This is a genomic window from Paraconexibacter sp. AEG42_29, from assembly GCF_040581415.1.
Lineage (GTDB): Bacteria > Actinomycetota > Thermoleophilia > Solirubrobacterales > Solirubrobacteraceae > Paraconexibacter.
This window is the reverse complement of record NZ_CP114014.1, coordinates 3,010,300-3,031,287: the sequence shown is the minus strand read 5'-3', so window position 1 is coordinate 3,031,287 and position 20,988 is coordinate 3,010,300. Positions and strand designations below refer to the sequence as shown.

The following is a 20,988-nucleotide window of genomic DNA, read 5'->3' as shown; positions in this document are numbered from 1 at the left end:
TCGCGCCGTCGTTGGCGACACACATTCGAGAGCGCGCACTGACTAGAGGCATCGTCAGCGAGTCGAAGGGGGTGGTGTCAATGGGGCAGGCAACGCAGGAGCGCAGGGTCCCGGGGGCGGGCCGGGTGCAGGACAGGGCAGACCTTCAGGCCCGGATGCAGAAGGCCGCCGTGGTGTGGCCTCAGCCGGTCAGCGCGGAGGCGTCAAGTCGGGTGACCGCACTGCTGTTCGAGCGCAACTACGAGCGGCTGATGATCATGCTCAGCGAGGAGTTCCCCGGGTTCTCTGAGGAGCTGTGTCACGACGCCGTCGTTGATGCCCTTGAGGAGATCCGCGCCCGACGCCGCTACGGCAGCTACGTGTCGATGGCCGTGGGGGAGCTGGTCAACCGCAGCCGGTACCGCATGCTCGACCGCGTCCGGATCGAGGCCCGGCGCCGCCAGATCGCGCCGACGGCCGAGCTCTTTGAGGAGGAGGTCGCAGACCCGGAGGACGAGGGGGAGCTTGAGAAGATCGTCAGCCGCGCCCGGATGCGTGAGCTCTTCCTGCCGCTCTCAGACCAGGAGCGGCAGTGGCTCATCCTGACCGCCGGGCAGGGCCTGACGCGAAACCAGGCGGCGGCCAGGATGGGCGTGGGGCATGACCGTGCGCGCCGGCTGATGACCAGCACGCACAAGCACCTGCTGCAGTTCTACGTCGGGGTCGCGGACGGCACCGTGCACGAGCGCTTTGAGCGCCGTCTGCGGTTTCTGCTGCTGACCGGAAGCGCCGCCGACGCGCTGCGGGACCCGCTGGTCAGCACGCACCTGCAGTGGTGTGAGCGCTGCGGCGACGGACTTCAGCACCCCGCCGGCGCCGCCGCCCGGCCCCGGTGAGCACTCGCGTGGAACCTCGTGTGCGCAGCCTGCGGGGCCGGTCGCGGATTACAGGCATGACCCCCGACCACGTCCTTGAGGACGACGCGGACTTCCTGCAGCCCCAGCCGCAGCGCACAGCCCCGCCGGCGGACCGCGCGCCGCAGCACGAGTCCGCCATGCCGCAGCCGGCGTCGGCGACCGGCCTGTCCTCACGAGGTCAGCTGCGACGCGATCCGCCCGGCCGGACGCCCGCGCCGGACCTGCGCCAGGACTCGCGGGGCACCGGGACGCGGCGCAGGCCGGCCTCCGGGCCGCTGGCGGGGCTCGTGGCGGTTGCGGCGGCCGCGGCGCTCGCCGTCATCATCGTGGTGGTCGCGACCGGTGGTAGCGACCGGCCGCCCACCCCGGCCTCGTCCGACGCCGGCCGGCGCGCACCGCGGGCCACACCGAGGGTCGTGGCGGCGCCGAAGCCGCGGGTGACCGTCAAGCGCACCCGGGCGCGCCGTGACCGCCGGGGCCCCAGTCGAAGCGCGGCTTACCCTGCATCCGTGCGTCAGGCGCCGCGCCGTGAAGCGCAGCGGCCGCGCTCGCGTCGGCCCGCCGCTGCGCCGCGGGCCCGGGTGACGCGGCCGCGCGCCCGTCCGTCGTCCGCGATGCGGGCGCCGCGCCGCACGTCGCCCGCTGCCGTGCGTCCGGCGCCGCCGCGCCCCGCGGCGACCCGGCCGGCGCAGGTCCGGCGACGGGTGCAGACACCGCGGCGGGTGCCGGTGCCGCGGCGGCGGGAGTGGGGCGGCACGATGACCGGTCGCGAGTTCGGGGCCGGGCGATGAGTGCCGGCGAGCCCGGCACGGTGCGGCGGCCACGTCCACGGCGGCGGTGGCGCCGTGCGCCGGCGGTCGTCGCCGCGATCGCGGCCGGGTCCCTCGTCGGTGTCCTGCTCAGCGGCTTCGCCGAGCCGCCGCGGTCTCCGGGCGCCCCGCCGGCGCAGGTCCGCGGGACGGGGCGGTGAGCGTGCAGCGCGATCGCGTGGCGCTGCGGCGCCTGCAATGGCGGGCCGCCTACAACCGTCATCTCGCCACCGCCGGCCTCGTGCTGATGCTGGTGCTCGCGGGATGGCGGACACTGGATCCGCCGGCGCGGGTCGTGATCCGCGAGCGCCAGGGGGCGGGCCTTGACCTGCCGCTGAGCGCGCATGCTGCGCGGTTCGCTGAGGCGTTCGTGTCGTTCAGCAGCGAAGACCCCGAGGCCCGTGAGCGAGCCCTCGCCGCGTTTGACGGCGGCCGCGGCGCAGCCGGCGAGGGCTACCTGCCGCCGCAGACGGGAAGCCGGCGGGTGCTTGCCTCCCAGGTGGTGCAGGCCAGCGTCGTCCCGCAGGGCACGCGGTTCACGATCGGCCTTGACACGGTGCCGCAGGGACGGATCTACCTCGCCGTCACCGCGACGCGTGATGCGAGCGGCGCGCTGCGGATCGTCGGGTTCCCGGCCGTGGTCGGCGGACCGCTGACCGCCGGGGTGCTGCCCGACCCGGGCGGCCGCGATGTTGATGCCCGCGACGTGCGCGACGTCGTCACGCGGGCACTGCGCAACTACCTCGCCGGCCGCGTGCAGGACCTGCCCGCGGACCTGACCGGCGAGGCGGTGATCAGCGTCCCGACGCGGCCACTGCGACTTGAGCGCATCAGCGAGCTGCGCTGGGAGCAGGGCGTCTCGGACTCGGTGCTGGCGACCGTCGTCGCCGCGGAGCCCGACGGGCCGCAGATGAGCCTGACGTACGAACTCGCCCTGACCCGCACCTCTGAGCGGTGGTTTGTCGCCGCGATCCACACCCACCCAACCGGCCGCTAGGCCAAGGAGCACCACATGCCGCAGACACCCACCACCACCCGCCCCTCGCGTCCCGCCGCGCTGATCGTGTCCACCGCAGTCGTCCTTGGGCTGCTGGCGCTGCTGCCGGCCGGGGCGCTTGCGCAGGCGTCCTCCTCGGGCGGGGGCGGGGACGACTTCCTCGGCATCGCCAAGGGCCTTGAAAGTCAGGGGGCGGCGATCGCGCAGATCATCGGCGCGCTGCTGCTGATCGGCACGATCTTCTACGGCTGGGTGCAGAACAGCATGAAGATCGTCGGGATCGGTGTGGTGATGGCCCTGATCGCCGGCTTCGCGGTCTCCGGGTCGATGTGGAAGGCGGGCCAGAGCACGGCGGACAGCATCTCCGGCGCAGGCCAGATCCAGCAGCGCTGATGAGCACGAGCACCCCGGCCCGCCTGGTCGTCAACGTCGATGCGCTGTGGGGCGCTGACCCGCGCTGGTATCGGATCGGCGACGTGTCGCTCGGCGACCGCGGCGTCCCGCAGCTGGTCATCTTCTACGCCGCCGCCGGCGTCATCCTCGGCTGGCTGCTCACCAGCCTCCCGGTCGGTGTCCGGTTCTGGCCGGCCGGACTGATCGTCACGCTCGTCGCGGCCGCGCTCGGGTTCGTGCGGCCCGGCGGCCTGCGGGTGCACCAGTTCGCCCCGGTCGCGGCGGCGCACCTGGTCGCGCCGCGGCACCTGCACGGCTGGCACCCCTGCCCGTCCCCCGAGCAGCAGTGGCGGCCGGGCCCGCTGCCAATGGAGGGCGACGGAAGCCGCCCGCAGTTCGAGGAACTCGCCTACACCGGGCCGGGCCTGATCGTGCGCCACCGTCCCGCCCGCCATGTGCGACTGCGGCTTCGGCCACACGAGCGGCTGCTGGGACGTCGTGCGGGCCGCCAGGTCCTGACCCCGATCCCCGCCGCCGGGTGCCTGACGGAGGGGCGCGAGGTGCTGGTCCCGGCCGGGGTCACCGTCCGGGTGCGGAGGGAGCGATGAGGGGCGCCCCGCGGCGGCCGCTGACGTGGGTCAGCGGCAACGTCATCTACGCCCGCCACATGCGCGACCCCTGGGCCGTCCTGCAGCTCCCAACGACAAACCCCGGTGACGAGGCAGCGCAGCTGCGGACACTGGATGCGCTGCGCGAGCTGCTCGTCGACCTCGCTGCAGACGTGCAGCTGCTGCGCACCCACCGCTTCTGGGACGCCGACGCCTACGAGCAGCAGCAGCAGGTCCAGGCAACGCCGCACACGGGTGCCCGCACGCGGTACCTGGCCGAGCAGGCAGCGGACCTTGACGGCCTGCCGGCGGTCCCGCAGGTGTGGCTCAGCGTCGCGCTGCGCGGCGGCCGCTCGCGGGCGGCCGAGCGGATGGGGGAGCTGCTCGTGGACCCCGCCGCCCACGTTGAGGAGGCACGCGCAGCACTGCGCGAGGTGGGGATGGGAGCGTGGGCTCGCGACCAGCAGGACATCGACGCCGATCACGACCGCGCCGCCGACGTGCTGACCCGCATCGCAAGCTTCCTCCCCGGCACCCGGCCGGCGAGCGTCCCTGAAGTTGAGTGGTTGGTGCGGCGCGCATGGACGCGCGGCCTCGGCGAGCCGCTCGTCGACGGGCTCGGGCAGCCACGCGCGCTGTACTTCGAGCGCAACGGCCAGTCGGTTCTGCGGCCGGTACAGGTCGACCTGCTCGCCTGGACGGACTGCGTGCAGTCCGGGTACCGGCAGCTGCACTGCGAGGGTGAGCTTGGCACCAGCCTGCAGGCCGGCCTGATCGCCTCCTCGCTGCCCGGGGATGCGCCGGAGGCCTCCCGGGTGCTGCAGATCCTCTCCGCACCGCAGGACCGGCTCGGCTTCCCGATCGACCTGTCCCTCTGCGCAAGCTACGTCTCCCCGGGCCGCGCCGGCAAGGCCGTGGACAGCGAACGTGCCCGCGCCGACGAAGCCGCCCGCGAGGAGCACCAGGCGACCCGCGGAGCCTCAGACCAGGCGCTGGCCCGCGCGGACGTCGCCCGTGACGCCGAGGCGTACCTGGCCGGCGGCCAGCCGCTGTTCGAGCTGACCTTCACCGCGATCGTCGCCGCGCCGGATCAGGACAGCCTGCGGCTGCGGGTCCGCGAGACGGTTGCCTGCCTAAGAAGCCACGGCGTCACGCTTCGCCAGCCCGCCGCACAGCAGCTCGCCGTCTTCTTCGAGCAGCTCCCCGCGCAGCGGCCGTGGACCACCGGGTTCGTGCGCCGGGCGACCGCCGATCAGCTTGCCGCGACCGCACCGACCAGCGCCCATCGCCTGGGCGGCACGCACGGCTACGCGTGGGGGGTGGCCGGGCCGGCCGGCTCAGGGCCGGTGGCGCGGTGGTGCCCGCAGGACGGCTCGCGCCTGAACACGGCGGCGGGAGTGCTGATGGTCGGGGACTCCGGAGCGGGCAAGACGACGGCGGCCGCGAAGCTTGCGATGGAGGCGTTTCTGGACGGAGCGGTGATCTTCGACTTCACCGCCAAGAGCGACGATCACCACTGGCACACCCGCACCCCGGTCGACGAGCACTGCGACGTCATCGAGCTTGACGCCGACCACGCCAAGTGGCGTGGGCTGCTTGACCCGTGGTGCAACGCCCCGGTCGAGCTGCGCCGCGACAGCGCCCTGGACTTCCTCTCCGCCCTGCTGCCCCGCGGCGTCAGCGCCGAGTGGCAGACCGAGCTGCTGCTCGCGGTCGACGCCGTCGCCGAGCGCGAGGCGGCCCCATGCAACGAGCTCGTTCTCGCCGCCTTGGAGCAGCGCGCGCGGCCGGTGTCGCAGGCGATCGCCGAACACCTGCGGGCGCAGTCCCGGTCGGGCATGAGCCAGCTCGGGTTCGCGCAGCCCGGCCGCACGGACATCGCCGGCACCCTCGGCAGCCGGCAGGTCACCCACGTGCAGCTCGAGCACCTCCCGGTCCCCGAGCGCGGGATCGACCGCGCCGCCTACGACGAGCTCGAGCGCCAAGGCTCCGCCCTGGCGAAGCTCGTCGCGATGCTCGGGCTCGGAATCCTCGCCCGCCATCCGGACCAGGCCAAGCTGTTCAACTTCGACGAGGTCAAGGTCCTGCTGGACCACCAGTTCGGCCGAAAGCTCATCGACCAGCTGCAGCGACTGGGCCGCTCCAAAAAGGCGGTGCCGGTGCTGCAGACGCAGTACGCCTCCGACATCGGCCTAGACCGCGACTCCGTCGGCGCGCTCTTCGGCACCGTCTTCTGCTTCCGCGCCCCGTCCGAACAGGAGGCGATCCGCTCCCTGGACCTGCTGGGCCGCGCCCCGACCGGGCAGCTGATCCGGGATCTGCAGTCCGCGCCGTCGGGGCGGGCGCTGGTGCGTGATCACCGCGGCCAGATCGAGTGGCTGCAGGTCATGCTCCCGCCGACCCTCGCCGAGCAGGTGCAGACCAACCCGCACCAGCGCACCCGTGCCTAGGCGGGCGCTCGCTGCCCTCGCGCTGGCAGTGCTGCTTGCGGCCGGCTGCGCGGCGCCGGCGGCAGCTCAGCAAGTTCCGCGGCCGTCGACGCCGGCCGGGGAAGAGATGCTCGGACCACCGGCACCCGCGGAGGAGAGCGCGACCGCCGGGACCCCGGGCGCCGCCGCGCAGGACCCGGCCGCCCTCCCGGCCACCGGCGAGGCAGGGGAGGAGGACAACGTCCACGGCACCAGTCGCGACCTGCTCACCGACAACGGCCTGCGGTCCCCGTGGTGCGCGCCGGGCCGCCGGCTGATGGGGCAGGCCGAGCGCAACTGCACATCCGGCGGCCTTGCCTCATCCGGCGCGAGCGGGGACAACGCCTCCTTTGACCGCCACGTGGACACCTCGTCGTGGACGGGGGCACCGAAGATCGACCGCTGGTTCATCTCGATCGTCCTGACCATCCTGAGCTTCGCCTGGACGCTGATGGTCACCCTCACCCGCGGCGTCTTCGTCGCCCTGGAGTTCGCGTTCGCCTTCAACCCGCTTGACCCCTCCCATCGCGGGTCACTCGCCCAGACGCTGGACCGGCAGATCACCGCGGTCACCCGGCCGCTCGCGCTGCTGCTGGCACCGGTCGGGGCGGTCTGGCTGATGTGGACCACCACGGTCAGCCGCCGGCCCGGACACGCCGCCGCCCAGACTCTGCTCTCCGGACTGCTGATCACCGGCGCCCTGCTGATCCTCGCTAACCCGATCGGCACGATCGGCGCCGCGCTCACCGCGAGCCAGCGCGTCGGCCTCGCCGTCATCGGCGCGACCGCGGGCCGGCCCGGGGACGGGGAGGGGGCCGCCCAGTCCGGGCTTCAGGCGATGGCCGACGGCGTCATCGACCAGCCCCTCGCCCTGCTTGAGTTCGGCGACGTTGACTGGGGCACCAGCCCCGACAAACTCGACGCGGAGCTACAGGCCGCTGCGCTCGCGCTGGCGCGCGGCGAGAACGAGGAGAAGGTCGCCGCCGTCCGGGCCGCCCGCTCAAACCTTGACCTCTTTCAGGTGTGGCCGGCGAACTCAAAGCAGCGCAACTCGATCAACAACGAGAAGAGCCTGCTGCGCGTCCTGTGCCAGAGCGACGAGGACACCGACTGCAAGGGCCCCAACGCGAGATACGCGGAGTTCCGCACCGAACGCGGCGCCTGGCAGCGCGCCCTCGGCCTCGTCGTGATTCTCCTCGGCCTCATCCCGTTCTGGATCGCCCTGACCTTCGTCGCCGTCAAGGTCATCGCCGCCGGCCTGATGGCCACCCTGCGCCTGTTGCAGCTCTGCTTCCTCACGCCGCTCGCGCTGATCGGGGAGCACGGAAACCGCCGCCTCACCTCGTTCGCCGGGGACTTCGCCGGCAACGTGCTGACCGCCGCCGCATACAGCTTCTTCCTCGGCCTGATCATGCTGATGTGGCGGCTGATCACGACCTGGCCGGGCTACGGGTTCGTCATGCAGTGGCTGCTGCTTGCGCTGATGCTGTGGCAGCTGATCGCCAACCGCAAGAGCCTGTGGGGCACCGCGAACGCTCCCCGCACCGCCGCGATGGATGCCGGCAGCCGGCTCGTGCGGCACGCCAGCACCACCGCCGCAGTCCGCGCGAGCACACGAGCCGTGCAGCTGCCCGCCCAGACCACGGGCCTTGCTCTCGGCGGCGCCCGGCGCCTTGCGCGTCGACGTCCGTCGGGCCTGCCCGCCGCATCTGTCGGCGCGCAGGCCGGCCGCCGCCCGCCCACGACGCCGCCCCCAGCCCTCGCGGGCTCGCCCTCGGACGCCCCACCTGACCGGGCCCGCGCAGCACGGGCCGCCGAGAGCGGCAGCCCGGGAAGCGCCGGAGAGCCTGACGACACGGCAGTTGCCGTAGCGGTCGGCGGCGGGCACCGCACGCCGGGCGGGTCAGCTGCCGACAGCGGCGCCGAGGCGCCTGCTCCTGACCAGCGCCGCGTGGACCGCGCCCGGCAGCTGCTCGAGCGCCAGGACGAGCGGGCCGTCGCCGGCGCCCGCGCACACCGCGACCGCCGGATCGCCGCCGCGGACGTTCCGGCCCTGCGGGAGCGCCGCGCCCAGCTCAAGGGCCAGCTGCGACAGGTCACCGCTGCGGTGCCGGCCGCCACCGGCCGCCGCCGCGCGGTGCTGGTGCGGCGTCAGGCAAGCCTGCAGCGCCGAAGCCAGGCCGTCCAGGCCAGCATCACCCAGGCCGAGCATGCCGCCCAGAAGACCCGGGCGGCCGAGGAGAACCCTCGCCGCGACCAGGCCACCCTCGCCCGGCGCCTGGACCAGCAATCCGACCTGCCGCGCGGCACCACCGGCCCCGGTGAGCGACGCCAGTACCCGCAGCTGACGGCGCTCATCGACAGCACCCCCGAGCAGTTCCGCTCCGCCACCGCCGGCCAGCGCCTGCAGATGCGCCACCGCATCGACCGCGAGCTGCAGCACCGCACGACTGCGCGCCGCACCATCAACGGGCACCCAAGCCCGCAGCCCCGCGCAGAGGGCGGCCGCGGCCCGGCGGCGCGCCCCGCGCCCCGCACCGGTCCGGCCGCCCCCGGACGGCGGACGGACCCCCGTCCCGTTTCGGCAGCCGGGACGCCCGGACCCCGGGAGACGACGCGCGAGCCCGCGCGACAGGCCAGACCTCAGCCTTCCGCGTCAGCTCGCGATGAGCACGGACCGCGCCATACCGCGACGAGGCAGCCGGCCGCTGAGACAGAAGACGACAGCGGCCCTCGCGAGGGGCGTACGCCGCGGATCGCGGCGCCGACGCCCGAGCAGCGCCGCGAGGCCTTTCGCCAGCAGGCACGGCGCGCGGAATGAGCGACCGCCAAGACGACCGCCGGCAGGTGCCGTGGACGCTGCTGCTGCTCGGCGGCAGCAGCACCCTCATCGCCGCCGCCATCGCGGCGCTGATCGCCATCGTGCTGCTGCTCCTGCTCGGCGGCAAGAGCATCGCCGACCAGCAGGCCTGCACCCCCGGCAGCCCGGCCAGCAGCCCGGCGGCGATGTCGACCGTCGGCCGAGGGTCGATCCCGGCGCAGTTCATCCCGCTGTACGTCGCCAGTGCCGAGCGCTTCGGGCTTGGGCCGGAGGGATGGCTGTGGCTCGCCGCGATCCACAAGGTCGAGACCGACCAGAACCGCAACGTCAACACCTCAAGCGCCGGCGCCCAAGGACCCATGCAGTTCATGCCCGGCACCTGGGCCGCCTACGGCATCGACGCAGACGGCGACGGCCGCGCCGACATCCAGAACACCGCCGACGCCATCCACAGCGCCGGCAAGTACCTCGCCGCTTCCGGGGCCCCCGGCGACTGGCACAAAGCCGTCTTCGCCTACAACCACGCCGAGTGGTACTACCAGCGCGTCCTGCGTCACCAGACCGCCTACCGCGGCACCGGCCAGGACCCCGCCCCCGACGCCGTCGCCCTCCCCGCCCAGGGCGCCGCCACCACCCCGGCCAGCGAGGCCCCGCAGACAGGCGCCGCCCTCGACATCGCCCGCACCCGGCAGGGCCAGGTCGCCTACGCCGTCGCCGACGCGCAAGGACAGATCATCACCGCCGAACGTGGTGATCAGGCCTTCCCCAGCGCGTCGCTGACCAAAGCGATGCTGCTCGTCGCCCGCCTGCGCCGCCTCAGCACCCGGCCCATCCCCGCCGCAGTCACTGCCCAGCTTGAGCCGATGATCACCCGCTCAGACAACACCGCCGCAAACCGCATCTGGGCACAGCTCACCCGCAAGGACCTGCTCGAGCTCGCCCGCGCCGCGGGCATGCAGCGCTTTCAGCTGCGCACCGACGACCCCGTCTACCGGCTGGGGAACTCCCGGATCACCGCCGCCGACCAGGCCCGGTTCTTCGCCCAGCTGGGCACGCTCATCCCGGCCCCGCACCGCACCTACGCCCTGCGCCTACTCGCCCGGATCGTGCCCGCCCAGCGGTGGGGCATCTGGGACGCCGGGATCCCCGAGCCGATCTCCGGCAAAGGCGGCTGGCGGCCAGACCCCGGCGGCTTCACCACCAACCAGGCCGCCCAGATCTCGCTCGCCGGACAGGTCCGCGGGATCGCGATCCTCACCCAGGGACCGGGGGAGAGCTACGGCCACGAGACGATCCGCCTCATCGCCCAGGCCCTCGCCGCCGCGAACCCCACCGGGGTGCAGGCCGCGCCCGGCTCAGACTGCGCGCCCGCCGGCGCCCTCTCAACCGGCGGGGACATCGCCACGGTCGCCGGCCCACGCGCCCAGCTCACCCCGGACGGCAAAGCCGTCGCGCCGCAAGAGGCGCCGGCGCAGGTCAAAGCGATCCTCGCCGCGGGCAACCGGATCGTCGGACGCCCCTACGTCTACGGCGGCGGCCACGGCCCGCCCCTCACCACTGCGGTGGCGGCCTACGACTGCTCGAGCGCCATCAGCTACATCCTGCACCAGGCCGGCCTCTTCCCCAGCACCACCGCCTGGGTGTCCGGCACCTTCGCCCGCCAGTACGGCCAGCCCGGCGCCGGCACCTGGGTGACCCTGCAGGCCAACGACGGACACATCTACATGTACGTCGCCGGCCTGCGCTGGGACACCCACCGCTGGGGTGCCGCAGACCGCGGCGTTCCCGGCAACGGCTGGCACACCGCCCAGCGCCCGGACACCGGCTTCACCGCCCGCCACCCACCGGGCCTATGAATCCCGGGCGCGCCGGGACGCTGACCGTGAACCTGCTCGCCGCCGCCGCTCTCATCGGCTGCGCCTCCGATCAGGCCCGGCCGGAGCCGCAGGTCCACCGCGCCCCGGCGACCCTCAGGGCCCTTGACCCGTCACCGCGACGATCGGCCGCCGCGGCAGCGCGCACGTTCATGCACCTCTACCTCAGGGCGGAGGTCGGCCGCGCCGGTCCGCGCATCCGCCGCGAGCTTCGCGCGCTGACGGCCGGCGAGGCGACCAGGCGGGCCGTCGCCCGCCCGCGCCCCACCAACCGCGGCTTCCCGCCACCCGGGCGCCTCATATCGCTGCGGGCGCTGCCGGTCCTGACCGCGGGCCGCTGGACCTTCGAGGCCCGCGTCGTCCGCGGCGGGCGCACGGAGCACTGGGAGCTGCGGCTGCGCAGCACCGCCGCCGGACCCCGCGTGCACATCGTCCTGCCCACCAGCCCCCGGAGCACCCCGTGACCACCACGCCGACCCCGCAGCCGGACCTCAGCCCCGTCGCGCTCTACACCGTCTTCGCCGGCGCGATCCTCGCCGCCGCAAGCTGGCTGCTGTGCACCGCGATCACCCTCATCAGCACCCAGACGATCCCGCCGCCGGCCCCGGCGATCATCGGCATGGCCCGCCTGCCCTGGCACACCAGCGACCCCGCCGCGGGGTTCCCGCCGGTCCTGCGGGATGACCTGCCGCCCGCTGCCGCGTTCTGGGTGATCACGATCCTCGTGCTGCTCCTGCTCACCTCCGGAGCAGCGGCCGTCGCGATGTACATCGACGCGCTCCGCGGCCGCAAGGAACTGGCCCGGCGGCCCTATGACCCGCGCGGCCACGTGTCCCCCCGGGCCTTCGCCCGCCCCCGAGACCTTGCGCACCTGTGCACCGGGGACCCGGACTCGTTCACGATGCTGCGCCTGGACGGTCAGCTCATCGGGTCAAGCCCCGAAAGCCACGTGCTGCTGATCGCCCCGACCAGCTCCGGCAAGACCACCGGGCCGGTCACCACCTGGACCCTCGAGCACCACGGGCCGGCGATCATCACCTCAACCAAGGCCGACATCGTCCACCTCACCGCCAACGCCCGCGCCGCACAGGGCCCAGTCTGGATCTACGCACCCGGAGTTCCTGACCACGCGCTGGGCATGCCGGCCTGCGGCTGGACGCCCCTGACCGGCTGCGAGAACTGGGAGCATGCCCAGATGACCGGCGGCTGGCTTGCCAGCACCCCCGGCAGCGGCGACGGGGAGCAATCAGACGGCGCCCGCTTCTACACCCACGAAGCCGGCCGTCTTCTCGCCCCGCTACTTCATGCGGCGGCGCTCGGCGACCACACCATGAGCGACGTCAACCGCTGGCTGCGCACCGGCGACGCCGTGCCAATGTCGATCCTGAAGAGCGCTGGCGCCGACCGCGCCTACGACGTCCTGGACGGGTTCGCGCAGATGGAGCACCGCGCCCGCAGCCTGACGGTCGCGTCCGCCGGCCAGCTCATCGACGCCTATGAGTACGAGACGATCGCCCGCACCGACCGACGCGACTTCACCCCCGAGCAGCTGCTCGCCGGCGGCACCCTGTACCTCGTCGCGCCCGAGGGGCGACAGCAGCTCGTCGGGCCGCTCTTCACCGCGCTGCTCGGCGCGATCTTCCGCGCCGCCGAGATGCACGCCCTCGAGCACCAGCCGCTCAAACCCGAGCTGCGCGTCATCCTCGACGAGGCGCGTCACCTCGCCGCCCTGGACAACCTTCCGCACCTGCTCGCCGTCTCCCGCGGCTGGGGCGTGCGGATCGCCACCGTCTGGCAGAACCTGGACCAGATCACCAGCCGCTACGGCAAACAGACCGACGCGATCCTCGGCAACTCCCTCGCCCAGATGTTCCTCGGGCCGATCCGCGACCCCGGCACCCGCGAGTACCTCACCGCCCTGCTCGACACCGAGACCCGCGACGAGGTCACCTACGACCTGGATGCCCTCCGCGGACGCCGCGCCCGTACCGCGCACGCCCGCCCTCAGGCCAAAGCCTCAGCGCAAACGCTGCAGCAGCTCCCGCCCGGCGTCGCGATCCTCATCAACGGCAGCGACCTGCCCGTCAAAGGACGCGTCGCCCGGTGGTGGGAGCGCGAGGACCTCACCCGCATCATCGACGCCGGAGCTCACGTGCCAGCCCGTCGGCGGCTACCGGCCATCTGGCGCGGCCGGTAGCGCCGTGCGCCCGGTGTACGGCGCGATCACCCAACAGCCGCTGCCGTTCAGCAGTCCAGATTGCTGCCGGCGCAGACCACGCCGATGCTGGCCTCGTTGACGAACCACACCAGGCCGATCACCGACACGATGACCGCGGCCAGGCACCAGCTCACCCAGATCGCGGCGGTCGCCACCCACCGGCCCGCGAGCTCACCACCGGCCCGGTCGATCTCGCGCCGCGCCTGATACCCCAACACCAGCGACACCGGCAGCAGACCCCCCACCGCCAGGACGAGCGCAACGATCGCCTTGGCACTCACCCGCGGGTAACGGACCGGCACCGCCACCCAGCCCGCCGGGGGCAGCGGGACCGACCCCTGGTTCTCCGGCTGGCCGCTTGGGTTCTCATCAGAAGTGTGTTCAGTTGTGGTCATGCCCGGTAGGCGACGCGCCCCGGGCTGCATGCGCAGCAGCGACACTCACTCGTGAACCGGGCGCTCGTCCCTCGCGCAGGCGAGCGTGCTGTTTACGACCCCTCGGGAGGGGAACGGTCGCCGGCCGCAGGCCGCGGCCGTTTCACTCTCGAGGGGATCAGAGACCGCCACGGCCTCGGCGACCAACGCACCGACACCCGGGCGCTCTGCGTGAGCCAGATCGCTTGGTGACAGGTCTTCAGGAGCGCTCGTCGCGGAACATGCACGTCGTACTTTGACTCAGGCTATATCGCCGATGCACCCAGTCGGTACGGAACGTCGCCTGTGCCCCGACGTAGGCTGCGCGACCCTGATGCTCGGTCCGCGTCTGGTCACCGCGCTCTTCCCCGCGCCTCAACGAGAGGTATGGGTCCACGAGTACCCAGTAGGCGCGGGACGCATCGAACGTGCCGTCGTCGGCTGCTGCGCGACCGGCCCTGATGAGCCCGTCCGCGTCTACGCGGGGCCCGTGCTGTAGGTCAGGGTGAGCGTTGCGATGACCTGCTGCGGGACGCGGCAGATGCGGCTTGAGGTGACGACGCGCTGCTTCTTTCCGTTCTTCGTCACTACGCGGGAGCGGCGGACGGTGCCGCAGTACTGGCCGTTGCCGAACGTGCCGTCCTGACCGAACGCGTAGATGCCGAACGGTGCCGCGCCGAAGCCCTCGGTGATGGCCAGGAGCCGGCCGACCTTCAGGCTGGCGAGGGAGGCCAGCTCGGTGGCCCGGGCCTGACCGTTGGCGAGGGCGAGCGGTGTGGCGGCGGTCCGCGCACGCTTGACCGCCTTGGCGATTGATGCGTTGCTGTTGCGGTTCAGCGGCTTCGGCGCGACCTGGGCGGTCCCGGCCACGGTGATCGTGTCCGCCGCCTGCTGAGCCTCAGCGGGCGGCGCGATGAGAACCGCCGAAGCGATGACGGGGAGGGCAAGGGAGCGGACGGGCTTGAAGGTCATGGGGCGCTTTCGAGAGAGAGGAGACGTGGAGCGGTCCGGCGAGAGCAGTCAACGGCGGCGGAGGATCGTTTCGCCGCGGGAGAGGAAGAGGCGATCGTGACGAGCGGTCCTACGGTTTGGGTGCGACGAACTGGATGCCGTGGGTCTGCAGGCAGCGCACGGAAACCGTCGTCCTGGTGCTCGCCGGCTTCGCGCTGCGGGTGACGCAGCGATGCCCGCGGATGTACTTCCTCGAGTTCGCCGGGGGCGCCGCAGCGAGGTACGCCCGCAGGACCCGTTGACCGACGTCGCACCGGGTGCCGTAGGCGATCGTCGTCTTGCTGGTTGTGCCGGGCGCGGCGCAGGTGTGGCCTGCGGCGAACGGCTGGCTTGCGTTGCTCCCCGCGCCGTATCCGAGGGCGGGGGTGAGGACGGCCCCGGCGGCCACGGCGGCCGCATAGCTGGCGAGTCTGCGAGTCGATGGCATACCACGTACGTCGCGTACCCCGGAATTCTGTGACCGGCATCGGGGACGGCACGTCACGTGCCCCAGCCGGTGGAGGAACCAGGCGCCCTCAGGACCGGGTGTCACAGCGCGATGGGGCTGCGCCACCTACCAGCGATGCCCTATCTGCAGTGCTCGCGCTGCGCAGCGCGCTCCTATGCCGTGCCAACGCTCGTTCCTGCGGCGTGCTGCCCCGTCTGCCGCACCGTGTTCTCGGCGGCGCCGGTCTTCACTGCCGCTCGCGATGTTTCCGAGGCGCGGGCGGCGAGCGGCGGCGCGGCGTGTGCGGCGGGCGATCGCCGGGGACCGGCGCGGGGGGAGGGGGTGATCGACCGTGAACAACGGCTCAAAGGCCGCATGTCCGCTGATCCGAGCGGCTAGCGTCGCGGGCGCCCCGGGCCTGGCCGCCGGGACGTCCGCGAGGCTAGCTGCCTGCCTGTGCCTTTGGACGCCGAGGACATCTCTCGCCTGTATGCAGATCACGCCCGCGGCGTGCTGCGGTTCTGCGCGCGCCGCACCTTTGACGCGGAGACCGCGGTTGACCTCGTCGCTGAGGTCTTCGCCCTTGCGTTCGAGCAGCGCCGCACGTTCCGGGGGTCCGTGGAGGCCGAGCGGGTCGGGTGGCTGTACGGGATCGCGCGCAACGTGGTCGGCACGCATCATCGGCGCGGGGATGTGCACCGCAGGGCGGTCGCGCGCCTGGGGGTCGAGCGACGCGAGCTGCGCCCTGAGGAGTTTGAGCGCATCGAGGAGCTCGCCGGCCTGGCCGAGCTGCGCGCCCGGGTCGCAGCCGCGATGACAACGCTGCCGGCCGACCAGCGCGAGGCGGTACGGCTGCGCGTCGTCGATGAGCTCGACTATCCGGAGGTTGCGCAGCGCACCGGCGTCTCGGAGCAGACGGTGCGGGCTCGGGTCTCGCGGGGCCTGCGGGCACTGGAGCGGCAGCTGGACACCGGGCCGCCGTCGACGGGAGCGGGCCGTGCCTGAGCGCTTCGACGATCTGCCGATTCTCGGGGAGCTCGGCCAGGCGCTAGACGCGGCGTTCCTCCGTGCTGAGGCTGCCCCGCCTAAGCCGGGGGTGCTGCAGCGCATCGGCAGCTGGGTCGTCGGGCTCGGTGGGTGGCGTCTGCGGCGCCTGCCGGTCCTTGTTCTCATCGCGCTCGGGCTCGGCGCGACGGCGGCTGCGGCGGCGCTGTTCGCGCTGCGGGCGACGGTGATCACCGCCCCGGCCGTCCGCGATGTGCCGTCGGCGATGCGTGCCGTCCCGGGGACGGGCGTCTTGAGCGCGGTCAGCGCCCCGGACCCGGGCGGCGGGGCGCGGTGGACGCTGCGCACGACGCGGAGCCAGACCGGGCTGGTGTGCAGCACGGTCGGGCAGCTCGTCGACGGCGAGTTCGGGATCGTCGGGCTTGACGGCCGGTTCCGGCTGCTGCCCGAGCGGCTGGTGGACGCGTGCGGCAGCCCGGTGCGGGACCGCGCCAGCCTGCTCAGCGTGCGGATCTTCGACGCCGACCGGCACGCTGACGTGCGCAGCATCCTCAGCGGGGTCGCCGGCCCGGCCTTGGAGAGCGCAGAGCTCCGCACAGCGGGCGGCCGCCGGCGCCTTGCGGTCGACACCGCAGGACGGTTCCTCGCGGTCCTTCGCGGCTTCCCGGAAGACGCCGCGCCGCGGCTGACGCTGCGGTTTGCCGGCGGCGCGGTGCAGGAGCAGCAGTTCGGCCGCCTGGACGGGGTGGTCCGCGACCCGCTGGGCGGGCCGGCGCTGACCACCGACCTGATCCGTCCCTCGGCGTTCGGGACCACGATCTGCGTGCGGGTGATGGGCGTGCGCATCCGGCCAGGGAGGCCGCTTGGGCCGTTTGCCTGCACGAGACGCACCCGCGACGGCGCCCTGGTCGCGGCACGTCAGGTCACCACCGGGCAGACCGGTAGCGACCTGTTCCTCTGGAACTGGGGCAGCGCTCCGAGCCGCACGCTGATCTGGGGCTGGCTGCGGCGCCCCGCCCGCGTGAGCCTGCTGCGCGACGGGCGCACGCAGCAGGTCGCGGTCGCCGCCGACGGGACGTACATCGCGGTCCTGCCCGCCCGCACTGCCCTTGGCTCCGTCAGGATCCGGTTGCGGCCCGCCGACGGCGCGCCCACCCGGCTCCTGCGGCCAGGCGCCGGCCAGATCCCGGCACCGAAGCTGCGGAAGGGAGCACCATGAACGGGCCGATCCGGCCGGGGCGCGCGGTCACCGCGGTAGTCCTTGCCGGCCTGCTGCTGGGAACCCTGCTGGCGCTGACGCTGCGCGAGGACCAGGCCCCGGCACCGCTGAGACAGCCGGCAACGCTGACGGTCAGCGCCGGCAGCGTGCACGCACGCCAGCCCGGGGACCCGCGGTTTGAGGTGCGCGGCCCGGTGCGGATCGCGCTGCGCGTCGCGGATCCTGACGGGCGCCCGGACTGGGCGGTACGGCTGGTGGAGAGCCGCGCCGTCGTCAAGACGCCAGGCGCCCCGATCTACACCAGTGCGTGGCTTCGCTGCGCCCATCTGGGCCGCATCGTGGACGGACGGTTTGGCTGGATCAACGACACCGGCGCGTTCACCCCCGTCGCGCCGACGGCACTGGACAGCGTGCCGCACACCTGCGGGTCCGCCCGCCGGCTCGCTGGCCGCGATGCCGCGAGCGACCTGATCTCGCTGATCCGCACCGCCCCCGACGGTGAGGTCGACGCGGCCCGCACGGTCGCCTTCGGCCGGACCGGCCCGGCCACCGCCGACGTCACGCTCACCGACCGCGGCCGGCCGATCACCGGGACCGTCCGCGGCGGAGCGTTCCTGCTCTTCGGACCCCCGGACCCCGGACCGCGCGACCTGCGCCTGCAGCTGCGCTTCCGAGGGCTGGCATCGATCGACCGCGACCTCTCGGGCATCAGGCGCGGCGGCCCCACCGACACCGGCCACCAAGAGACCCCGATCCCCGGAACCGAGCGGATCGCCGCGCGAACTCCCGATCCGGCCGGCGGTCCGCCGTTCGGGATCGCCGTCAGCAAAGCGAAGACCGCCGGCGTGTGGTGCCCGGCCCAGCCGAGGCGCGTCGTCGGCCGCCGCGTTGGCAGCCTGGACCGCGCTCTCGGCGTCTTCCGCGCCGGAGTCACCGCGGTGACCTGCCCCAACGACCGCTTTCCGCTCACCGACGACGCACCGCTGAGAGCGTCGATCAGCGCAAGCCAGGGCCGCTCCGACGACGCGGAGACCGACCGCGTTCAGCGCCGCAGCCAGTCCGGCACGACGCTCATCTCCGGGCAGGCCCGCAGCGACGTCCGCACCCTCGAAGTGGCGACTTCACGCGACGTGCGCACGCTGCAGCCCGACCCCGTCACCGGGACGTTCATCACCGCCTACAACGGAGAGTTGCCACTGGAGACCGTCACCATCACCGCGACCCTCCAGGACCGAACCACCCGTGTCCAGCGGATCGTGCAGCGATGAGCAGCACGTCGTCCGTATGGAAGCGGTCGCGTGCGGTGATGGGCAGGCGGCCGCAAGTCGACCCCCCCAAGGGCCTACGGCCGCCAGGATACGCTGCCTGCGCCCGCTAGCGGGAGGCGCCGAATGACCTTGCCGTCGGCCGTCTGCGCGATCAGGACCGCGTCTGCGTCCTCGGACGGGACGTAGGCGACGTAGCGGCCGCTCGGAGACCAGCTCAGGTCTTCGGCCTGACGGACCGTCACAGGAGGCGAGCTCACGCGGGAGCCGGAGCCGGTGCGGGCCAAGATGATTCGTGCCCGCTGGCCTTGGTCCTCGAGGTCAACAGCGATCTGGCGACCGTCCGGTCGCCACGCGAGCGTGGCGGCGCGGCTAAGCGTCAGTTCGCTCCTTGAGGCGTCTCGGACCACCGAGGGAGGCGTGTCGTCCCTCGCGCTCGCGATGAGAGCCGCGGCGCCACAGCCGTAGGCGATGCGCTTCCCGTCGGGCGACACGCTGACGCTGGAGGCCTCACGGCACGGAAGCCGCAGCGTCGATCGGTCGCTCCCGTCTCGGTCGCCGACAAGCACCGTGCGTGGGGGCTCCTCGCCGTCGCTGACTACGGCGTTGACCGCGAGGCGCAGCGAGTCTGGAAACCACGAGAAGCCCTCGACGCTGAGCGGCGAGCCGCGACGTCGCGGCAGTTTGAACAGTTTGCGGCCGCTGCCGTCCAGGCGAGAGCTGACCAGCTTCGTGCTGTAGCCGCCGTAGCTGTTTGCGTGACCACCCCGCTCGTAACGTGCGACCAGACGACCGTCGGGAGACCATCGCGCACCCCAGCCCCCGCGAAACACGGTCCGGCGACGGCCGTCAGCGCCGACAAGCTCGACCCGGGAGTAGGTGACGTCGGGGTTGTCCGGGTCCGCCCGGGCGGCAGACACCAGCAGCTCCGCGTTGCGGACCTCAGGCGGAAGCGGCACGGCCGTGGCCGGCGGTGCCGCCGGCCGACGCTCCTGGGTCGTTCTGGCGCTTGCCGCCGAGGTCGGCGTGTCAGCGCGCGCGCCGCACCCGGCAAGGCCTGCGACGAGCGTCGCAACGATCACAAACCTCATGCGTTCCGAACGCAGCACCTCGACCATGGTGACGTCGCCGCTCTCCTAGCGCGGCGACCCGTGCCGTGGCGAACGCCGCTCGCAGGCGTCAACGCCGGCGCTGCCAGGGGCGCGGGGCCGGTGCCGCAGGGCGGCGTCGTCCACCTGGTGGGGGCGCCACCTCCTGTGTGCCCGCTCGCAAACGTCATCGCTGGCGCACGTTGCGCTGCCTGGGCGAAGGACTGCAGTGGTGTCTCTGGCTGGCCGGCCAGTCTATTTTGAATGGGTCACCTGACTCACCGAGAGAGGCACCACAGCCCCATGACTGTCCTTGAAGCACTTCAGCAGGCCGAGCAAAACCTGATCGCGCGCGTGCGTGAACTTGAGCCGCTGGTGCGCGAGCATGCCGCGCTCGTCGCCGAGCTTGAGCGCCGCGGGCTCAGCGCCACCGAGACCGCCGGCAACGCTACCGACGAGAAGCCCGCCCAGAAGACACGCCGTAAGCGCACCGCCACCGGAACTCGCCGACGGCGCGCAGCTGCTGCGCCCGTCGCGGCGGTGCCGGCACCCAGCGACACGCCCACAACGCACGACCGTCCGAAGGCCGCCGCGAAGACCAAGAAGCCGCGCGCCGCGCAGGCCGCCAAGGCCACGCCGCGGGCGAAGGCCAAGCGGCCGGGTGGCTCGCGCGCGCCGCGGGGCGGCCGCGCGGCCCAGATCCAGAACCTCGTTGCGCAGACTCCGGGCGTGACCGTCAAGGACCTCGGAACGCAGCTCGGGGTCGACGCCACCGGCCTCTACCACCCTGTCCGCAAGCTCGTCGCCGACGGGGCGCTGCGCAAGGACGGCGCCAAGCTGCATCCCGTTAGCAGCGACGCCTGAACGCAGCGGGCGGCGCCCACCCGCGCCGCCCGTTGTAGTCCCCGGCCACCGGGGCCTGTGCGCGCGCCGTCCCGTGCAGCGCACACGCGCGCGACTTAGGCAGGCGGCGGGTGCTCCTCGCTGGATGAGGAGGGCGAGGCGCGGCGTTCGCGTGTGGTGCGGGCCAGCAGGGCGGTGAGCACGCCGGCGAGCATCAGGGCAAGTCCGACGCCGGCGCGCCCCGGTCCCGGGCCGGCGAGGTACTGGGGACGGGCTGCGTCGTCGTCGAAGACCGCGAGGGAGTACTCCGTGAGCACGACGACCGCCATGACGCCGACGGTGGCAGCGGCGATCAGGAGGATCGCAGCGACCGCCGCGAGGGTGCCGATCAGGCCGCGCCCCGCGCCCGTGCCGACCACGAGCACGAGCACCAGGATTGTCGCTGCGGCACTCAGAAGCAGGACATCGCCGTACTGCATCCACGACCACCCGGAGCGCCGCTCGGTCCCGTCGACCGCCCACGCCGACCACAGCGACGCGACGGCCGCAAGCCCTCCTGCCATCGCCAGCGCCAGCCCGCCGGCCGCAAGCAGCCGAGGGGAGACGGGGCCGGGTCGCATCGTGCAGAGCGTA

The 20,988-nt window shown here is 73.3% G+C and carries 20 protein-coding genes; 14 read left to right on the top strand and 6 right to left on the bottom strand.

Annotated elements, in window-relative coordinates:
* Positions 1-212 precede the first annotated feature (212 nt).
* Positions 213-875 (top strand): hypothetical protein, encoded by a 663-nt coding sequence (locus DSM112329_RS14805; protein WP_354697321.1) that lies wholly within the window; start codon positions 213-215, stop codon positions 873-875.
* Positions 876-1,074: 199 nt separating this feature from the next.
* On the opposite strand, the gene DSM112329_RS14800 is transcribed toward DSM112329_RS14805, so the two are convergent.
* Positions 1,075-1,350, bottom strand: coding sequence for a hypothetical protein (locus DSM112329_RS14800; protein ID WP_354697320.1), 276 nt, complete (start codon positions 1,348-1,350; stop codon positions 1,075-1,077).
* A 333-nt stretch (positions 1,351-1,683) separates the two neighbouring features.
* Between DSM112329_RS14800 and DSM112329_RS14795 the strand changes: the two genes are divergently transcribed.
* The 9 genes from DSM112329_RS14795 to DSM112329_RS14755 all read left to right on the top strand — a co-directional run bounded on the left by DSM112329_RS14795 (position 1,684) and on the right by DSM112329_RS14755 (position 13,063).
* Entirely contained in the window at positions 1,684-1,866 is a 183-nt protein-coding gene (locus tag DSM112329_RS14795) for a hypothetical protein (protein WP_354697319.1), read from the top strand.
* A gap of 2 nt (positions 1,867-1,868) precedes the next feature.
* Complete coding sequence (locus DSM112329_RS14790; protein WP_354697318.1) at positions 1,869-2,702, top strand: hypothetical protein; 834 nt, start codon at positions 1,869-1,871, stop codon at positions 2,700-2,702.
* 15 nt (positions 2,703-2,717) lie between these two features.
* A complete protein-coding gene (locus tag DSM112329_RS14785; protein ID WP_354697317.1) occupies positions 2,718-3,095 on the top strand; it encodes a hypothetical protein in 378 nt (125 codons plus the stop codon).
* A complete protein-coding gene (locus DSM112329_RS14780) occupies positions 3,095-3,703 on the top strand; it encodes a hypothetical protein (protein WP_354697316.1) in 609 nt (202 codons plus the stop codon). Before DSM112329_RS14785 ends, DSM112329_RS14780 begins: the two co-directional genes overlap by 1 nt.
* Positions 3,700-6,153 carry an ATP-binding protein gene (locus DSM112329_RS14775; RefSeq protein WP_354697315.1) on the top strand — a complete coding sequence of 818 codons (2,454 nt, stop codon included), beginning with the start codon at positions 3,700-3,702 and terminating at the stop codon, positions 6,151-6,153. The genes DSM112329_RS14780 and DSM112329_RS14775 overlap by 4 nt, the downstream gene beginning before the upstream one ends.
* Positions 6,154-6,259: 106 nt before the next feature.
* Positions 6,260-8,992, top strand: a complete 2,733-nt coding sequence (locus tag DSM112329_RS14770; protein ID WP_354697314.1) for a hypothetical protein — start codon at positions 6,260-6,262, stop codon at positions 8,990-8,992.
* Positions 8,989-10,848, top strand: a complete 1,860-nt coding sequence (locus DSM112329_RS14765) for a lytic murein transglycosylase (RefSeq protein ID WP_354697313.1) — start codon at positions 8,989-8,991, stop codon at positions 10,846-10,848. The genes DSM112329_RS14770 and DSM112329_RS14765 overlap by 4 nt, the downstream gene beginning before the upstream one ends.
* Positions 10,845-11,330 (top strand): hypothetical protein, encoded by a 486-nt coding sequence (locus DSM112329_RS14760; RefSeq protein WP_354697312.1) that lies wholly within the window; start codon positions 10,845-10,847, stop codon positions 11,328-11,330. The genes DSM112329_RS14765 and DSM112329_RS14760 overlap by 4 nt, the downstream gene beginning before the upstream one ends.
* Positions 11,327-13,063: a type IV secretory system conjugative DNA transfer family protein gene (locus DSM112329_RS14755; RefSeq protein WP_354697311.1), complete on the top strand. Its 1,737-nt coding sequence runs from the start codon at positions 11,327-11,329 to the stop codon at positions 13,061-13,063. Before DSM112329_RS14760 ends, DSM112329_RS14755 begins: the two co-directional genes overlap by 4 nt.
* A 47-nt stretch (positions 13,064-13,110) precedes the next feature.
* Here the strand turns inward: DSM112329_RS14755 and DSM112329_RS14750 are convergent, their stop codons facing one another.
* From DSM112329_RS14750 to DSM112329_RS14740, 3 genes are all read right to left on the bottom strand, one after another.
* Positions 13,111-13,479, bottom strand: a complete 369-nt coding sequence (locus DSM112329_RS14750) for a hypothetical protein (RefSeq protein ID WP_354697310.1) — start codon at positions 13,477-13,479, stop codon at positions 13,111-13,113.
* A 495-nt stretch (positions 13,480-13,974) separates the two neighbouring features.
* Positions 13,975-14,469 (bottom strand): hypothetical protein, encoded by a 495-nt coding sequence (locus DSM112329_RS14745; protein ID WP_354697309.1) that lies wholly within the window; start codon positions 14,467-14,469, stop codon positions 13,975-13,977.
* A 109-nt stretch (positions 14,470-14,578) separates the two neighbouring features.
* On the bottom strand, positions 14,579-14,896 hold the full coding sequence (locus DSM112329_RS14740) for a hypothetical protein (RefSeq protein ID WP_354697308.1): 318 nt from the start codon (positions 14,894-14,896) through the stop codon (positions 14,579-14,581).
* A 501-nt stretch (positions 14,897-15,397) separates the two neighbouring features.
* On the opposite strand from DSM112329_RS14740, the gene DSM112329_RS14735 reads away from it, so the two are divergent.
* From DSM112329_RS14735 to DSM112329_RS14725, 3 genes are read left to right on the top strand one after another with little or no spacing between them, the layout of a single operon-like run.
* Positions 15,398-15,940 carry a sigma-70 family RNA polymerase sigma factor gene (locus DSM112329_RS14735; protein WP_354697307.1) on the top strand — a complete coding sequence of 181 codons (543 nt, stop codon included), beginning with the start codon at positions 15,398-15,400 and terminating at the stop codon, positions 15,938-15,940.
* The gene (locus tag DSM112329_RS14730; RefSeq protein WP_354697306.1) at positions 15,933-17,159 is read left to right on the top strand and encodes a hypothetical protein; all 1,227 of its coding nucleotides are present in this window, start codon (positions 15,933-15,935) and stop codon (positions 17,157-17,159) included. The genes DSM112329_RS14735 and DSM112329_RS14730 overlap by 8 nt, the downstream gene beginning before the upstream one ends.
* On the top strand, positions 17,156-18,427 hold the full coding sequence (locus DSM112329_RS14725; RefSeq protein ID WP_354697305.1) for a hypothetical protein: 1,272 nt from the start codon (positions 17,156-17,158) through the stop codon (positions 18,425-18,427). The genes DSM112329_RS14730 and DSM112329_RS14725 overlap by 4 nt, the downstream gene beginning before the upstream one ends.
* Positions 18,428-18,501: 74 nt before the next feature.
* Here the strand turns inward: DSM112329_RS14725 and DSM112329_RS14720 are convergent, their stop codons facing one another.
* Positions 18,502-19,542: a hypothetical protein gene (locus tag DSM112329_RS14720; protein ID WP_354697304.1), complete on the bottom strand. Its 1,041-nt coding sequence runs from the start codon at positions 19,540-19,542 to the stop codon at positions 18,502-18,504.
* A 273-nt stretch (positions 19,543-19,815) separates the two neighbouring features.
* Here DSM112329_RS14720 and DSM112329_RS14715 point away from each other — a divergent pair, with 273 nt between their 5' ends.
* Positions 19,816-20,376, top strand: coding sequence for a hypothetical protein (locus tag DSM112329_RS14715; RefSeq protein ID WP_354697303.1), 561 nt, complete (start codon positions 19,816-19,818; stop codon positions 20,374-20,376).
* A 95-nt stretch (positions 20,377-20,471) separates the two neighbouring features.
* Here DSM112329_RS14715 and DSM112329_RS14710 read toward each other — a convergent pair whose 3' ends face one another.
* A complete protein-coding gene (locus DSM112329_RS14710) occupies positions 20,472-20,975 on the bottom strand; it encodes a hypothetical protein (protein WP_354697302.1) in 504 nt (167 codons plus the stop codon).
* Between the last annotated feature and the right edge of the window lie 13 nt (positions 20,976-20,988).

Coding starts and splice junctions, on each gene's coding strand:
- DSM112329_RS14765 (WP_354697313.1), top strand. CDS start 8,989: ATGAGCGACCGCCAAGACGACCGCCGGCAGGTGCCGTGGACGCTGCTG.
- DSM112329_RS14780 (WP_354697316.1), top strand. CDS start 3,095: ATGAGCACGAGCACCCCGGCCCGCCTGGTCGTCAACGTCGATGCGCTG.
- DSM112329_RS14795 (WP_354697319.1), top strand. CDS start 1,684: ATGAGTGCCGGCGAGCCCGGCACGGTGCGGCGGCCACGTCCACGGCGG.
- DSM112329_RS14760 (WP_354697312.1), top strand. CDS start 10,845: ATGAATCCCGGGCGCGCCGGGACGCTGACCGTGAACCTGCTCGCCGCC.
- DSM112329_RS14715 (WP_354697303.1), top strand. CDS start 19,816: ATGACTGTCCTTGAAGCACTTCAGCAGGCCGAGCAAAACCTGATCGCG.
- DSM112329_RS14785 (WP_354697317.1), top strand. CDS start 2,718: ATGCCGCAGACACCCACCACCACCCGCCCCTCGCGTCCCGCCGCGCTG.
- DSM112329_RS14710 (WP_354697302.1), bottom strand. CDS start 20,975: ATGCGACCCGGCCCCGTCTCCCCTCGGCTGCTTGCGGCCGGCGGGCTG.
- DSM112329_RS14720 (WP_354697304.1), bottom strand. CDS start 19,542: ATGGTCGAGGTGCTGCGTTCGGAACGCATGAGGTTTGTGATCGTTGCG.
- DSM112329_RS14745 (WP_354697309.1), bottom strand. CDS start 14,469: ATGACCTTCAAGCCCGTCCGCTCCCTTGCCCTCCCCGTCATCGCTTCG.
- DSM112329_RS14770 (WP_354697314.1), top strand. CDS start 6,260: ATGCTCGGACCACCGGCACCCGCGGAGGAGAGCGCGACCGCCGGGACC.
- DSM112329_RS14725 (WP_354697305.1), top strand. CDS start 17,156: ATGAACGGGCCGATCCGGCCGGGGCGCGCGGTCACCGCGGTAGTCCTT.
- DSM112329_RS14775 (WP_354697315.1), top strand. CDS start 3,700: ATGAGGGGCGCCCCGCGGCGGCCGCTGACGTGGGTCAGCGGCAACGTC.
- DSM112329_RS14750 (WP_354697310.1), bottom strand. CDS start 13,479: ATGACCACAACTGAACACACTTCTGATGAGAACCCAAGCGGCCAGCCG.